The following is a 14,229-nucleotide window of genomic DNA, read 5'->3' as shown; positions in this document are numbered from 1 at the left end:
GCATATCGCCAGTAGGAGCCCATGCGCGTCTCACTTGCCCACCCCCGTGACCTGGGCGCACCGGAGCTGAGCCGGTGGCGAGCGCTCCAGGAGGCGCATGCGGGGTTCGACAACCCCTTCCTGTCGCCGGAGTTCACGATCGCCGTCGGCGAGTCGCGCGACGTGGTGCGCGTCGCGGTCATCTACGACGGCGCCGACATCGTGGGGTTCTTCCCGTTCGAGCGACATCCGCTCGGCATCGGCAAGCCGGTCGCCGCGGGGCTGACCGACGCGCAGGGCCTGGTCCACGCCAAGGACGTCGAGATCGACCCGCACCGGCTGCTCCGGCTGTGCGGGCTCTCCGTCTACGAGTTCGACCACCTGGTCGCGGATCAGCCCATGCTGGCCGCCCGGCACGAGAGCCACCCGTCGCCCATCATCGACCTGCGCGACGGCCATGAGAAGTACATCGCGTTCCTGCGGGAGCACTCCGGCAAGACGTACAAGTCCACCCTCGCCAAGGAGCGCAAGCTCGAACGCGAGGCCGGAGAGGTCCGCCACGACTACGCGATCACCGACGTCGAGCCGCTGCACACCCTGATCGGCTGGAAGGCCGAGCAGTACCGCCGCACCGGCCGCACCGACCGGTTCGCGCACCGGTGGATCGTCGAGCTGGTCGAGCGGCTGCACGCCACCCGCACCGACCAGTTCGCGGGGGTGCTGGACATGGTCTACGCCGGCGGCGTGCCGATCGCCGGGCACTTCGGCCTGCGCACCCGCACCACGCTCGTCGGCTGGTTCCCCGCCTACGACACCGCCTACGCCAAGTACTCCCCCGGCCTCATCCACCACCTGGCCATGGCCGAGCAGGCGGCGGCGTCCGGCGTCGAGGTCATCGACATGGGGCGCGGCCAGAAGGAGTACAAGGACAAGCTGAAGAACGGCGAGTTCCGGGTCGCCGAGGGCCGCGTCGCCACGATCGGGCCCGCGGCCGGCGTCCACTGGCTGATGCGCGTGCCCGCGCGCAAGACCCGCGCCACGGTCCTCGCCAACCCCGTCCTGCACCGCACGGCCGACCGGGTCCTCAAGACCTTCGGCCGGCTGCGCACGGCCATCCAGCCGTGAGGCTGCTCGCGGAGCGGACCGGACGCCACTGCCTCCTGCTTCCCTCCAACCGCCTCGGCCTCTACCTCGCGCTGCGCCACTGGTGCGTGCCCGGCCAGCGGCTGCTCATGTCGCCGGTCTCCGCCGACGAGATCCTGTTCCTGGTGATCGCCGCCGGCCTGCGGCCGGTCATGGCGCCGCTGTCGCCGCGCGACGGCAACATCGACACCGGCCGCGTCGACCTGTCCACCGTCGACGCGGTCCTCACCACCAACATGTACGGCCTGCCGGACCGGGTCGGCGCCTTCGCCGGGAAGATCCTCATCGAGGACCTCGCCCACGCGCTGGAGACGTCCGTCGACGGGCGCCCGCTCGGCACCTTCGGCCAGGCCGGCGTCTACAGCCTGTCCAAGCACTGCGGCGCCGGGTCCGGCGGCGTGCTGGTCGTGGCGGGCGAGGACGACTTACGCGCCCTCGAACAGGCCCGCGACCTCGTCCTGGAGCCGGGCTCCTGGCGGGCGGAGCTGCTCGCCGTGACCACCTCCGCGGCCCGGCGCGCCGCCCTCCGCCTCGACCTCGTCCGCCCGGCCCTCCGGCTCGCCCGCCTGCTGGGGCTGCAGGAGGAGCGCCTCGGCTACCGCATCGAGCTGCGCGGCGACGAGCTGGCCCGCACCATGAAGCACGTGCCCGAGCTGGCGCCGTTCGACCCGTGGGTGCGTGCCGACCTGCACGACTACCGGGTGCGCAAGGGACGGATCGCCCGGCGCTACCAGGAGGCCCGCCTGGCCGGGGTGGCCGCCGAGCGGGAGCGGCGGATCTCCGGGGTGCGGATGCTGGCCGAGCTGCCCACGGTCGCCGAGGGCGTGCGCGACCACCTCGACCAGCCGCTGTTCCGGGTGCCGCTGCTGGTGCACGACCGCGACGCGGCCATCGCCGCGCTCGAACGGCACGGGGTGGCGGTGGGCTACCTGTACGACCCGCCCTACGACGACTACGCGCCCGGCTTCACCGAGCCGTCGCCGTACCCCGAGGTGGCCCGCTGGTGGGCCCGGCACGTGCTGCCGGTGGACCCGGTCCACGCGACCCGGGCGCTGCCGGTCGTGCGCCACCTCGCCCCGGCCCCGCCGCCGCCCGTCTGACCCCGACCCACCCTGTCCGGCCCCCGATCAGCCCGTACGGATGAGCTCGGCCAGGACGTGGCAGGCGCGGCGCACGTCCGGCAGGGAAGCCGAGCCGTACCCGATCACCAGCCCGAGCGGCGCGCCCGGCGTGTGCCAGTGCCGTTCGGGCACGTCGAGCAGGACACCCCGCTCGGCGGCGCGCTCCACCACCCGCCCGATGGTGTCGTGGGGCAGCTCGGCCAGCACGTGAAGCCCCGCCGTGTCCCCGCGCAGCCGGCAGACCGGGCCCAGGATCTCGACCACGGCCGCGCGGCGGCGGGCGTACTCCAGGCGCATGCGGCGCAGGTGGCGGTCGAGATCGCCGCGTTCGAGCAGGGTGGCGACGGCCTGCTGCACCGGGCCGCTGGTGCGGTCGGCCACCGCCAGGCGCAGAGCGGCGATCCGGTCCACCAGCTCCGGCGGGCCCACCAGCCAGCCCACGCCGACGTCCGGCGCCAGCGTCTTCGACAGCGTGCCGAGCAGCACCACGCGCGACGGGTCCAGTCCGTACAGGGCGGGCAGGGGGCCCACGTCGTAGCGGAACTCGGCGTCGTAGTCGTCCTCCACGATCATCGCGCCGCTGCGCCGCGCCCAGGCCAGCAGCCGCTCGCGGCGCGGGATCGGCAGCCGGCCGCCCAGGGGGTACTGGTGGGCGGGCGTGGTGTACAGGAGGCGCAGGTCGCCGGGCAGGCCGTCCACGACCACGCCGTCCTCGTCCACCGGGCAGGGCACGACCTCGGCGCCCCGGGCGGCGAACACGGTGCGCGCCACGTGGTAGCCGGGGTCCTCCACGCCCGCGCGGGTACCGGCGCCGAGCAGGGCGAGCGCGCACAGGTCGAGGCCGTTGCCGGTGCCGCGGGTGACGAGGATGTTCTCCGGCCCGACGGCCACGGCCCTGGCCCGTCTCAGGTGCCCGGCCAGCAGCTCGCGCAGGCGCCGCAGGCCGTACGGGTCGGGCGAGTCGCCGGGCGGAAGGTCGGCGGCCCTGCGCCAGGCGCGCTTCCAGGCGGCGTCGTCGTAGTCGCGTACCCACGGCCTGCCGGGCCTCAGGTCGATCCCCTCGGACGGACGGGGACTCGCCGCCGGGACGGGCGTACGGGCGGGGGCCGGAGCCGAGGGCGGGAGGCCGATCCGGTCGGCGGCCTCCTCCAGGGCGGCCACGAAGGTGCCGGACCCGTGCCTGCCCTCCAGCCAGCCCTCCGCGTACAGCTGCTGGTACGCCTCCGTGACGACCGTGCGGCTCACCGCGAGCTGCGCGGCCAGCCCGCGCGAGGACGGCAGCCGCTCCCCGGCCGCGAGCGTGCCCGCCAGCATGGCCCGGCGCAGCCACCCGGCGAGCTGCGACGAGAGCGGCACGGGCGAGTGCCGCTCCAGAGAGACGGGCAGGTCGAGCAGGCTGCGCACGGAAGTGGTCTCCAGGAAGGCGGGAATAGTGGCCCTACAGGATAGGTCCACTCGCGGGTTAGCGTCGTGCCCATGCTCTCCACCACGCCCCGCACCACGCTCGGCCGCTCGAAGGAGCGTGGCAGCGCCGACCGGAACGACCTGTACGAGGTGCTGGACGCCGGCCTCATCTGTCACCTCGGCGTCGTGGCCGACGGCCACCCGATGGTGGTGCCGACCGGCTACGGGCGCGACGGCGACACCCTCTACCTGCACGGCTCCACCGGCGCCCGCTCCCTGCGCGCCGCCGAGGGGGCCGAGGTGTGCGTCACGGTGACCCATCTGGACGGGATCGTGCTGGCCCGGTCGGTGTTCCACCACTCCGTCAACTACCGCTCGGCCGTCATCTACGGCACCGCCCGCCTGGTCACGGACGACGACGAGCGGCTCACCGGGCTGCGCGTGCTGACCGAGCGGCTCGCCCCCGGCCAGTGGGACTACGCCCGCCGCCCGAACCGCAAGGAGCTGGCCGCGACGGCCGTGCTCGCGCTGCCGCTGGACGAGGCGTCGGTCAAGATCCGGCGCGGCGGCCCGGTCGACGAGGACGAGGACCACGGCCTGCCGGTCTGGGCCGGCGTGCTGCCCCTGGTCACGTCGTGGGGCGCGCCCGTGCCGGACCCGCTGCTCCGAGAAGGTATGGATGTGCCTGTTCACATCGGCGGCCGTCGGTAGTTCCATGAATCCAGAGCCACCTGGCAAACCAGTTCGCTAGATCACGCGTCTCATCAGGTGGGCCGGCTCCTGATGGGAGAGGCAAAATGGAGTGGAGCGCTCCCGGTTATACGGAAGTCAAGCAGCTCGGGTCGGGCGGCAGCGGCAGAGTCGTGCTGGCCGTGCACGACGAGACGGGCGTCAGGGTCGCCGTCAAGTACCTCTCCGAGGAGTTACGGCGCGACCCCGAGGCGCTCGCCCGCTTCCAGTCGGAGGCGCGCCTGCTGGTCACGCTGCGCGACCCGCACATCGCCACGATGTGGGAGTACGTCCAGGACCATGACGGCGCCGCCATCGTGATGGAGCTGGTCAACGGCGTGTCGCTGCGGGCGCTGCTGCGCGAGAACGGCACGACGGGGCCGGAGGCGGCGCTGACCGTGCTGAAGGGGTCGCTGCTCGGCCTCGCGCGGGCGCACCGGCTGCGCCTGGTCCACAAGGACTACAAGCCGGAGAACGTCATCGTCCGCGACGACGGGGTGAGCAAGCTCGTCGACTTCGGCATCGCCGTGCGGGAGGGCGCGACCGCGCGGCCCGAGGGGACGCCCCCGTACATGGCTCCCGAGCTGTGGGCCGGCGCCCCCGCCTCACCCGCGACCGACGTGTACGCGGCGACGGCCGTCTTCTTCGAGTGCCTGACCGGTCACCGGCCCTACCGCTCGACCGAGCCGAGCGTGCTCGGCTACCAGCACGTGTACGCCCCGATCCCCGTCCAGGACGCGCCCGAGCCGGTGCGCGAGCTGCTCATGCGCGGCCTGGCCAAGGACCCGGCCGACCGGCCGCGCGGCGCCGAGGCGTTCGTAGCGGAGCTGGAGGAGACGGCGCGGGCCGCGTACGGCGACGACTGGGAGGAGCGCGGCAGGCGGCGGCTGGCCGGGCTTGTCGCGCTGCTCGCCCTGCTGCTGCCCGTGCCCGAGACGCCGCCCGCGCAGGCGAGCACGTCGCTGGCCCGGACGGTCTTCCGCGGCGGGCACGAGCTGGGGCGCACGGTGGCGCGGGCCGCCCGGCACAACGCGGTGCGGCTGGCCATGGGCGCCAGCCTGGCCGTCGTGGTGGCCGTCGCCGCGGTGTTCGTGCTGGCGAGCCGGGACCGGCTGCTGCCCAGGCCCATAGACGTGGCGGCCGCCGCGCCGAGCGACTCCGCCGGGCCTGCCGAGCTGGTGTCGCCGCCCGCCACACCGGTGGGCGCCACGGAGAGCGCGACCCCGGAGCCGGCCGTGTTCCCGCCGGAGAGCACCGGGCCGGCCGTGATCGTCCCGGCGACCAGCGACGGTCCCACGCCCACGGCCACACGCGGCCGGACGCCCACGCCTCTGCCCGCGCGTACCACGCGGCGGCCCACGCCCCGGGTGACGGTCACGCCGCCGACCACCCAGCCGCCCACCACCCGGCGACCCACGACATCCCGGCCGACCACGCTTCCCCCCACCACGCTTCCCCCCACCACGCTTCCCCCGACGACGCTTCCTCCGAGCACGCCGGCCCCCACGCCGGTGCCTGCGACCTCGGTGGCGGCGCTCGCCCTCGGCGGCCTCACGGTGAACGAGGACGCCGTCGCCGCGGCCACGGTCACGATCCGCGCCACCGGCGTCGCGCCCATCGGCGCGAGCGCCACCTGGGCGGTGGCGGGCGAAACCGTCCACACCCAGCGGCTGCGGCTCAGCGGCCGCACCACCTACACCCGCGCGCTCAGCCACACCCTGGCCGAGCGTCCCTGCGGCAGGACCGTCACGCTGACCGTCGCCACCACGCCCGCCGCTCCCGGAGGGGCCAGGACCACCACGCTGAGCGTCCCGCCGTGCCCCACGACCGTGACGGGTCTGAGGGTGTCGCTGGACATGTCGCCCTCACCGGGCACCGGCGCCTCCGCGCGCGTCCGGGTGACGACGAGCGGCACCGGGGAGGTGCCGGTGCAGGCGAGATTCGCGGTCAACGGGGACACCGTCGGCACCGCGACCGCCACGCTGGGCGGCCGCACCTCCTACAGCCGCACGTTCGGGCAGGGCTTCAGGACCAGGCCGTGCGGGGCGACGTTGTCCGTGACGGTCACGGCCGGCGGTGAGCAGGCGAGCGCTCGCACGCGGGTGACGTGCCCGCCGGGGGTCCGGCGGGTGTCCATCGCCCGGGCCACGGTCAACGGCCGGGGCGCGGCCGTCGCGGTGGTCACGGTCTCGACGGTGAACGACCGCCCGGTGCGGCTGGCCGTCACGTTCTCGGCCGGGGGCAGCCAGCACACCGAGCAGCTCACGCTTTCGGGTGACACGTCGTACACCCGCACGCTGAGCCACGCGTTCGGCGAGCTGCCGTGCGGGGCGCGCTGGGCCGTACGGGCGGCGACGCGGCCGGGCGCGGCCGGGGGCGGCGACGAGGCGAGCGGCTCCACGCCGGAATGCCCGCCGGAGGAGGAGCCGTCCCATGACCCCGACCCGTCCACGGACCCGCCCGGCTCCGGCCCGCCCGTGACGCCCTCACCCCGCCCGGACGAGCCCACGACCGACCAGCCGGCACCCGGCGAGCCCGGCTGACCCGGGAACGGCCTCTCCGAGCCCCCGCCATCCGTGCCGGCACCCCGGTCCCAGCCGCGCGAGACACCCGGGACCGGGCCGAGAATGGGCGCGTGGCGGGGTGGCGAGGTTGCAATTTCCGGCTTATCGGGATAACCGGGCCCAGAAAACGCTTGCCGCTGGTTAAGCTACGGTTCGTTTGTTCAGGGTGGGGGCCCATAAATGTGCAGAGGAGACAGTTATGCACGGTGGTGGGCAATGGGAGGTCCCCGGTTACCACGCCGTCCGGGAGCTGGGCAGCGGGTCCGCCGGCCGGGTGGTGCTGGCGCGGCGTGACCACGACGGCGCCGAGGTCGCCATCAAGTACCTTTCCGACGAGCTCCGGGCCGACGTGGGCTTCGTCGCCCGCTTCCGGCACGAGGCGCGCCTCCTCGGCACACTGCGCGGCCCGTACAACGCCCGCCTGATCGACTACGTCGAGGCAGGCCCCGGCGCGGCCATCGTGATGGAGCTGGTGAACGGCGTCTCGCTGCGCCAGCTGCTCCGCTCCGAGGGCCCGACCGGGGCCGAGGCCGCGCTGGCCGTGCTGAAGGGCTCGCTCAAGGGCCTGGCCGCCGCGCACGCCATCGGCGTGGTCCACCGCGACTTCAAGCCCGAGAACGTCATGGTCCAGGCCGACGGCGCGAGCAAGCTCGTCGACTTCGGCATCGCGGCGCGGGCCGGCGAGCAGGCGAGCGCCGCCGGCACCCCGCCGTACATGGCGCCCGAGCAGTGGTCGGGCGCGCCGGCCGCGCCCTCCACCGACGTGTACGCCGCCACCGTCGTGTTCTTCGAGTGCCTGACCGGCACCCGCCCGTTCCGCGGGTCCACCATGGCGGCGCTCGCCCGGCAGCACCAGAGCGCGCAGCCGCCGGTCGACGAGGTTCCCGCCCCGCTGCAGGGGCTGGTCCGGCGGGGCCTGGCCAAGGACGCCTCCGAGCGGCCGCCGTCCGCCGAGGCGTTCCTGACCGAGCTGGAGGCCGTCGCGGCCGAGGCGTACGGAGCCGGCTGGGAGGAGCGCGGACGCCGGCGCCTGTCGAGCCTGGCCGCGCTGCTGGTCGCGCTGTTCCCGACGCCCCTCGAGGTGCCGGCGGAGGCGCAGACCTCGCTCGCCGAGACGCGCTTCCCCGAGCCGTCGAAGCTGCTGGCCAGGCTGTCGTCGAAGATCCTCATCGGTACGGCATGCGTCGCCGTGGTGGTCGGCGTGGCGCTGGTGGCGGTCAACGTGTTCGACGGGAACACGACCCTGCGGGCGCAGATCACCCCGGTGACGCCCACCGCGGACTCCCCCGCGGCGGGCGAGCCCGGCATCGGCGACCCGTCGGACGACCCCTCGGAGGAGCCGACGGAGGAGCCGACGGAGGAGCCCACCGGGGAGCCGTCGGACGACCCGGCGCCCTCCGCCGAGCAGACGCCGACGACCGGGCCGACCGCGACCGCCGCGCCCGTGGCGACGAGGACCGCGACGCCCACGCCCCGCGCCCGCCGCACGCCCCGGACGACGCCCACCCCGACGAGGACGCGGGCGACGCGGGCGACCAGGACGCCGACGCCCACCGCGTCGGACGAGCCGCGGGTCCTCGGCACGCTCGACGACCAGGACGGCGCCACGACCGCGCCGCGGCCCTCGTCGCCCCCGGCCACGAGCCCGCAGCCGACGTTCACCACGCCGACCCGTACCCCGCCCACCCAGACGAGCGAACCCACCCAGACGACCCAGCCTTCACAGACGACCCAGCCGTCCTCGACCCGAGGCGGCGACGGAGGCAACGGAGGCGGCGAGGGCGACCCCACCCTCGGCGGGCCCACCAGGGGCGACGGGGAGCCGACCGGGGGCGGCGGCGAGATCCCGCGCGTGGCTCCGGCCGACGAGCGGGGCAGCGCGGCGGGCGTGCTGCTCGCGACCGGGCTGGTGACGTCGGGGGCGGTTCCGTTCACACTTGCGGTCAGACGCCGCGTGGCGGGGCGGCACCGGAGCAGGCGCTGACAGCGCCGGGGGGCGGCGCGATGGAGAACGCCAGGGACGGCATCGCCGGATTCCGGCTGACCGAGCACACCTGGATCACCGAGGTGGGCAACTGGATCGACGCGATCGCGCCGGACGGCCGACGGGCCGGGGCGCTGCTGTTCGACCCGAGGGTGGTCGGGCTGCCCGGCGTCCGCGACCGGGTCGTGGCGGCCGTCCTGACCGACCAGCGGCTGGTGCTGGGCGGGCTCGGCGGCCTGATCCCGGTGGCGGACGTGGTGGCCGCCGGGGAGCAGGTGTGGCTGCTCACCGCGCAGGCGGTCAGCCCCACGCTGTCCGACCTGCTGAACGCCGATGCCTTGGACGCGGGCGGCGCCGCGTCGGTGCTCGCGGAGACGGCCCAGACGTTGCTCACGCTGCACGCCGCGGGGGTGGCGCACGGCTCGCTGCACCCGGGGACCGTGGTCATCGCGGCCGACGGCGGGGCCCTGCTGTCGGAGCGTGGGCTGAGCGACGCCATCCGGGGCCAGGCGTCGCCGCCGGCGCGCGACGCCGAGTCGTGGGCGGCGCTGGCCCGTGGGCTGGCCGCCTCGGTGCGGGACGCGCCCGGAGCCGTCGAGCTGTTCGAGCGGGCGGCCGCCACGGCCACCACCCACGGCCTGGCCGCCGCGCGCGACACGGTGCTGTCCGGGCGGGGCGCGCTGCCTGGCGGCATGGTCAGCCGTGACGGGCTGGCCCAGGCGGCCCGCGGACGCTCGGCGTTCGCCCAGCCGCCCGTGCGGGCGCTGCCGTACCCTCCGGAGCCGGTGGACGAGGGCGACATCGTCACGCTCCTGCGTGTGCCCGGCCGCTCCCCGGCCCCCTACGGCGGGCCCGCCGAGAGCTCGGCGGCGATGCGGTTCGGTCCCGGCGTGGAGACGCGGCAGGACAGGTCGGAGACCACCGCGGAGCGGATGTGGCGCGAGGGCAAGGAGGAGCAGACCGTCCGGGGCGGCCGCGCCGTCCGGGCCTCACGGGCGCGGCGCCGCCGCACGGTCCTCGCCGCGGCGCTGTTCGCGGTCGTCATGGCGGGCGCGATCCTGGCCTGGCTCAAGCTGGGCGGCGCCGGACCCGAGCTGGCGGTCGCGTCGGTGGACGTCGCCGGCCCCAGGAAGCCGCAGGGCTGCGACAGCGCCGTGGTGATCACCGGCACCATCGTGACCAACGGCGGCACGGGCGAGATCCAGTACGAGTGGCGCAAGAATCTCGACAAGGAGGTGGTCAGGCGGACCCTGCGCACCACCGCCGACCAGACCTCCTACCAGGTGCCGCTGAGGTGGGCGCTCAAGGGCAGGAGCACGGTCAAGGCGACGGCCACGTTGCGCGTCCTGTCGCCGGGCCCCGTGCGCACCGACAAGGCGAGCTTCACGTACAAGTGCTGAGGTGCGGTCGGCGACACCGCCGCCGACAATGCATATCAATGCGGTTCTTACTAATCTGGCCAGCATGACCACGCAGACCCCCGCGGGCTGGTACCCGGACCCCTACGGATCGCCCCAACTCCGTTGGTGGGACGGCGCCCAGTGGACCGACGCGACGCATCCTCAGGAGCCCGGGGCGGCGCCACAGCAGCAGCCGCCCTCGGGGTCGCAGCCCGGCCACGACTGGTCGGCCACCCCGGCGAACCCGACGCTCCAGTACGGCCAGCCGGCCTTCGCCCCGCAACCGTACGCGCAGGGCGACCAGCCCGGCCCCGGACAGCAGGGCGGCCCTGGACAGCCGGGCGGCCCCGGACAGCCCGGCGGCCCCGGACAGCCTCCTTACGGCTCGCCCCAGCCCACCCGGGTGCTGCCCACGTACGGGCACGAGGGTGGCCCCTACGGGCAGCAGCCGGGCGGTCAGGCGCAGTGGGGCGGCGCGCCGCTCCCCGGCCCGGGCTTCGGCCCGCCGCCGAAGCAGCGCAACCCCATGCCGTGGGTGTTCGGCGGCCTGGCGGCGCTGGTCGTGGTGGCGCTCATCGTGGTCGCGGGCATCTTCCTGGTGAACCGGGAGGGCTCGTCGGTCGCCTCGTCCCCGACCTCCGGGCCGACCGGGACCGAGGCGCCGTCCGATCCGCCGTCGGAGTCGCCGACCGGGCCGCCGCCCAGCTCGCAGCCCGCCGAGCTGCCGCAGCCGCAGGACGGCCGCGTCACCGACCCGCTGGCCGGCCTCTCGTACTCCGTGCCCGAGGGCTGGACGGTGCCGGACGTCTCCGAGGTCACCAGCACCGATCCCACGCAGCAGAGCTGGTCGAGCGGCGTGCAGAAGGTCGCCCAGGAGAAGTACCAGGACGAGAGCGACTGGATCGGCAACATCTACACGGGCCGCCTGAACGACCTCTTCCCCTACGAGGGCAAGCAGAGCCTCGGCCTGACGGCCAAGGCGGTGTACGTCGACTTCGGCAAGTACTACCAGCTCCAGCACACGACCAAGATCCTTCAGGACAAGGCGATCAAGGTCGGGGGCAAGGACGCCTGGCTGCTGCAGTTCCAGCTCGACTTCAGCAAGATCTCGAAGCAGAAGGGCTACAAGTGGAACAAGGAGAACGGCGCCATCGTGCTCATGGACCGCGGTGAGGGGGAGCGCCCGGCCCTCTTCTACCTGTCCGTCCCCGACAATCTCGGGACCAATGTGGCCGCCCAGGTTCTCAGCTCACTCAAGCCTGCCTGACGCTTGGCACTAGTCTGGTCCTGAGAGCAAGCGGCGGGTGTCTCCGAGCCGCTTGGGCGAGGAGAACGAATGAGTGACGTGCTGGTCTGGATCGACTGCGAGATGACCGGGCTGGACCTTGGCCGTGACGCGCTCGTCGAGGTGGCGTGTGTCATCACCGACAGCGAGCTCAACCAGCTCGACGAGGGCGTCGACGTGGTCATCAAGCCGCCGCCCGAGTCGCTGGAGCAGATGTCGCAGGTGGTCCGCGAGATGCACACCGCTTCGGGGCTGCTGCCGGAGCTCGCCGGCGGGGTGACGCTGGCGGAGGCCGAGTCGCTCGTGCTCGACTACATCCGCCGCCATGTCCCCGAGCCGAAGAGGGCGCCGCTGTGCGGCAACTCCATCGGCACCGACCGCACGTTCATCTCGCGTGACATGCCGGCGGTCGACGCGCACCTGCACTACCGGATGATCGACGTGTCCTCCATCAAGGAGCTGGTGCGCCGCTGGTACCCCCGCGTCTACTTCGCGGCGCCGGAGAAGCAGGGCGGGCACCGGGCGCTGGCCGACATCACGGAGAGCATCAGGGAGCTGCGTTACTACCGCGCGGCGGTGTTCGTGGCCCAGCCCGGCCCCGACTCGGCGACGGCGCGCACACTGGCCGAGCGCGTCAGCGGCTGACCCGGGGACGACCGGGCGCACCTGCGGCCGACCAGGGAGGCGGGCCCGCGGGTGAGGGGACGCACACGTGTCGGCGCGCCGCTGATGGCGTAAAGACTCCCGAACACCGCTACACTTTTCCTGTGCCGCCTCGCGGGGCGGCTCATGGTGGGTGTAGCTCAGTTGGCAGAGCGCCAGGTTGTGGTCCTGGATGCCGAGGGTTCAAGTCCCTTCACTCACCCCGCACGCGAAGGCCGGTCCCACGGGACCGGCCTTCGCCGTTTTCTCCTTGTCGTCCCCAAAGCAGGACAATGCGAGCTATGCTCACTGTCTACCGCTAACGCCGGAAGCGCGGGGGCATCGGCGATTCTGACCGTCTGCGCGCCCCCGGAGGCCGGATGAGAGTCGACGACGCAGCGTTCGATAGCGTGTTCACGTCCTTGAGCAAGCGCGAGGCGGAGGTCATGGACCTGATCGCCGCGGGTCAGTCCAACGGCCAGATCGCGCGGCGTCTCTTCCTCAGCGAGAAGACGGTCAAGAACCACGTCAACCGCATCTACGCCAAGCTGGGCGTGGACTCGCGCGTCACCGCCATCGGCCTCTGGCTGTCCCGCAACGGCTGACCCCGGGCACGCCCGCCCCTCCCGGGATCGCCGCCCACCTTCCACGACCCCGCGCGACCCGGTTCCGGCGCCACGCGGGAGTTTTCACATGCCCGCTTTTCCGGTCGTGCCCGCCTTTCCCACCGTTCCCCCTTTTTCCATTCGTACGGCCTTTCGCGCCTTTTATCGGTACATAGAACGACCCGAAAGGCGGACGCCCGGGTTAGGGGGATGAAGGGTAAAAGAAGGGCACATGGCCGCCAGTCACGCGCCGGACGACCGCGAACGCGGGACACTTCGGATGAGACGGCGAATACGCGAAACCCCTTGCGGGTCCGGCCATCGCGGCAGCGTCAACGGCCGGCGAACGATGCCTGATCGTTCGGTAAGGCTCGTGTGCCGCGCGGAGCGTCCGCGGACCCGGCACATATAACGGGTTCCGTAGTGAACATGTCGCCGGCTATTCCCGCTCGCCATGTTCTATGGCCCGCACTACCGTCTCGGGGAGTCCGAAATGGCACAAAAAGTCAGGAAATCAATATTCGCGGCCGTGGCGGTAGGAGGTGGGATCGCCTTCGGAACCGCGGGGCTGGCCACAGCCGTCGCACACACGGCCGCCGCCGCGCAGGCCACCACCGCCGCGCAGGCCGGCACGGCCGTGCGGGTGCCGCTCCTACAGCCGCCGTACCCGCCGTGCCCTCGCGTGGACGCCGACGTCGACGTCTGCCTCAACAACAACAATGTCAGCGACAACGACAACGCCGCCACGTCCGACGCCGTCGCCGTCGCCGTCGAGGAGAGCGAGGAGGAGCAGGCGGTCACGGACTCCACGACCGCCGATCAGTCGTCCGGTGAGGTGGACCTCGGGGACTTCAGCCAGCTCGACGTCCTGTCGAACACCCCGGCGCCCCAGCCCATCGCCGACCTCGTACCGGGCTCGGCCGCGGAGTGCGACGAGATCTGTGACAGCGCGAGTGCGCTGGCGGCCGACGGCGGCGATCCGGGGCTCGTGGCCGACAGCAGCACGGCCGAGGAGCTGGCCGACCCCGACGCGGGCCTGATCGACGGCCTGCAGGACGACAACGCCGACGACTCCGACGAGACCGACGACGACGAGACCGACGACGAAGTCACCCCGACGCCCACACCGAGCGACATCGACAAGAACTTCACCGTGGACCTCGGCCCGTGGGACGACGGCCCGTGGGACGGCCCCCACGGCCACGACGGCGGCTGCTTCGAGGTGGAGTGCTGGAAGAAGGAGGCCGCCGAGCTGCCGATGACCGGCACGGACGTGCGGCGCGGCGGGGAAGTCGACGTCGCAGCCCAGCCGGCGCAGCAGGGACACGACGGCCTTGCCGGTGCCGGGGAAGAGCGTGTCGTTCACGCACGTG

Annotated in this window: 10 protein-coding genes, 1 tRNA gene and 1 pseudogene; 10 read left to right on the top strand and 2 right to left on the bottom strand. The window is 73.6% G+C overall.

Annotated features, from left to right (window positions below; all coding sequences use genetic code 11):
- Positions 1-21 precede the first annotated feature (21 nt).
- On the top strand, positions 22-1,104 hold the full coding sequence (locus tag ABZS51_RS12420) for a GNAT family N-acetyltransferase (protein WP_310716426.1): 1,083 nt from the start codon (positions 22-24) through the stop codon (positions 1,102-1,104).
- The gene (locus ABZS51_RS12415; RefSeq protein WP_355439166.1) at positions 1,101-2,222 is read left to right on the top strand and encodes a DegT/DnrJ/EryC1/StrS family aminotransferase; all 1,122 of its coding nucleotides are present in this window, start codon (positions 1,101-1,103) and stop codon (positions 2,220-2,222) included. The genes ABZS51_RS12420 and ABZS51_RS12415 overlap by 4 nt, the downstream gene beginning before the upstream one ends.
- Positions 2,223-2,249: 27 nt before the next feature.
- Here ABZS51_RS12415 and ABZS51_RS12410 read toward each other — a convergent pair whose 3' ends face one another.
- The gene (locus tag ABZS51_RS12410) at positions 2,250-3,647 is read right to left on the bottom strand and encodes a PLP-dependent aminotransferase family protein (protein ID WP_355439163.1); all 1,398 of its coding nucleotides are present in this window, start codon (positions 3,645-3,647) and stop codon (positions 2,250-2,252) included.
- A 72-nt stretch (positions 3,648-3,719) separates the two neighbouring features.
- Between ABZS51_RS12410 and ABZS51_RS12405 the strand changes: the two genes are divergently transcribed.
- From ABZS51_RS12405 to ABZS51_RS12370, 8 genes are all read left to right on the top strand, one after another.
- Positions 3,720-4,358, top strand: a complete 639-nt coding sequence (locus ABZS51_RS12405; protein ID WP_310716421.1) for a pyridoxamine 5'-phosphate oxidase family protein — start codon at positions 3,720-3,722, stop codon at positions 4,356-4,358.
- Between the two features lie 86 nt (positions 4,359-4,444).
- Positions 4,445-6,919: a protein kinase gene (locus tag ABZS51_RS12400; RefSeq protein WP_355439159.1), complete on the top strand. Its 2,475-nt coding sequence runs from the start codon at positions 4,445-4,447 to the stop codon at positions 6,917-6,919.
- Between the two features lie 220 nt (positions 6,920-7,139).
- On the top strand, positions 7,140-8,924 hold the full coding sequence (locus ABZS51_RS12395) for a serine/threonine-protein kinase (RefSeq protein WP_355439156.1): 1,785 nt from the start codon (positions 7,140-7,142) through the stop codon (positions 8,922-8,924).
- Positions 8,925-8,944: 20 nt separating this feature from the next.
- On the top strand, positions 8,945-10,324 hold the full coding sequence (locus ABZS51_RS12390) for a hypothetical protein (protein ID WP_355439153.1): 1,380 nt from the start codon (positions 8,945-8,947) through the stop codon (positions 10,322-10,324).
- 64 nt (positions 10,325-10,388) lie between these two features.
- A complete protein-coding gene (locus tag ABZS51_RS12385; protein ID WP_355439150.1) occupies positions 10,389-11,591 on the top strand; it encodes an APA family fibronectin-binding glycoprotein in 1,203 nt (400 codons plus the stop codon).
- A gap of 69 nt (positions 11,592-11,660) precedes the next feature.
- Positions 11,661-12,254 (top strand): oligoribonuclease, encoded by a 594-nt coding sequence (gene orn / locus ABZS51_RS12380; RefSeq protein WP_310716412.1) that lies wholly within the window; start codon positions 11,661-11,663, stop codon positions 12,252-12,254.
- A gap of 147 nt (positions 12,255-12,401) precedes the next feature.
- Positions 12,402-12,474, top strand: a tRNA-His gene (locus ABZS51_RS12375).
- Positions 12,475-12,631: 157 nt separating this feature from the next.
- Positions 12,632-12,856 (top strand): helix-turn-helix transcriptional regulator, encoded by a 225-nt coding sequence (locus ABZS51_RS12370; RefSeq protein WP_310716411.1) that lies wholly within the window; start codon positions 12,632-12,634, stop codon positions 12,854-12,856.
- A 1,285-nt stretch (positions 12,857-14,141) separates the two neighbouring features.
- Here the strand turns inward: ABZS51_RS12370 and ABZS51_RS12365 are convergent.
- A pseudogene (locus ABZS51_RS12365) lies at positions 14,142-14,229 on the bottom strand ((Fe-S)-binding protein); the annotation flags it as partial.

The organism is Nonomuraea sp. NPDC005501 (assembly GCF_040605905.1).
Classification (GTDB): Bacteria; Actinomycetota; Actinomycetes; order Streptosporangiales; family Streptosporangiaceae; genus Nonomuraea.
The sequence above is the reverse complement of the archived record's forward strand: the minus strand, read 5'-3'. Positions and strand labels throughout refer to the sequence as shown.

Excerpts from the sequence above, each read along its gene's own strand:
- ABZS51_RS12420 (WP_310716426.1), top strand. The coding sequence starts at position 22 with ATGCGCGTCTCACTTGCCCACCCCCGTGACCTGGGCGCACCGGAGCTG.
- ABZS51_RS12405 (WP_310716421.1), top strand. The coding sequence starts at position 3,720 with ATGCTCTCCACCACGCCCCGCACCACGCTCGGCCGCTCGAAGGAGCGT.
- ABZS51_RS12400 (WP_355439159.1), top strand. The coding sequence starts at position 4,445 with ATGGAGTGGAGCGCTCCCGGTTATACGGAAGTCAAGCAGCTCGGGTCG.
- ABZS51_RS12395 (WP_355439156.1), top strand. The coding sequence starts at position 7,140 with ATGCACGGTGGTGGGCAATGGGAGGTCCCCGGTTACCACGCCGTCCGG.
- ABZS51_RS12390 (WP_355439153.1), top strand. The coding sequence starts at position 8,945 with ATGGAGAACGCCAGGGACGGCATCGCCGGATTCCGGCTGACCGAGCAC.
- ABZS51_RS12385 (WP_355439150.1), top strand. The coding sequence starts at position 10,389 with ATGACCACGCAGACCCCCGCGGGCTGGTACCCGGACCCCTACGGATCG.
- orn (WP_310716412.1), top strand. The coding sequence starts at position 11,661 with ATGAGTGACGTGCTGGTCTGGATCGACTGCGAGATGACCGGGCTGGAC.
- ABZS51_RS12370 (WP_310716411.1), top strand. The coding sequence starts at position 12,632 with ATGAGAGTCGACGACGCAGCGTTCGATAGCGTGTTCACGTCCTTGAGC.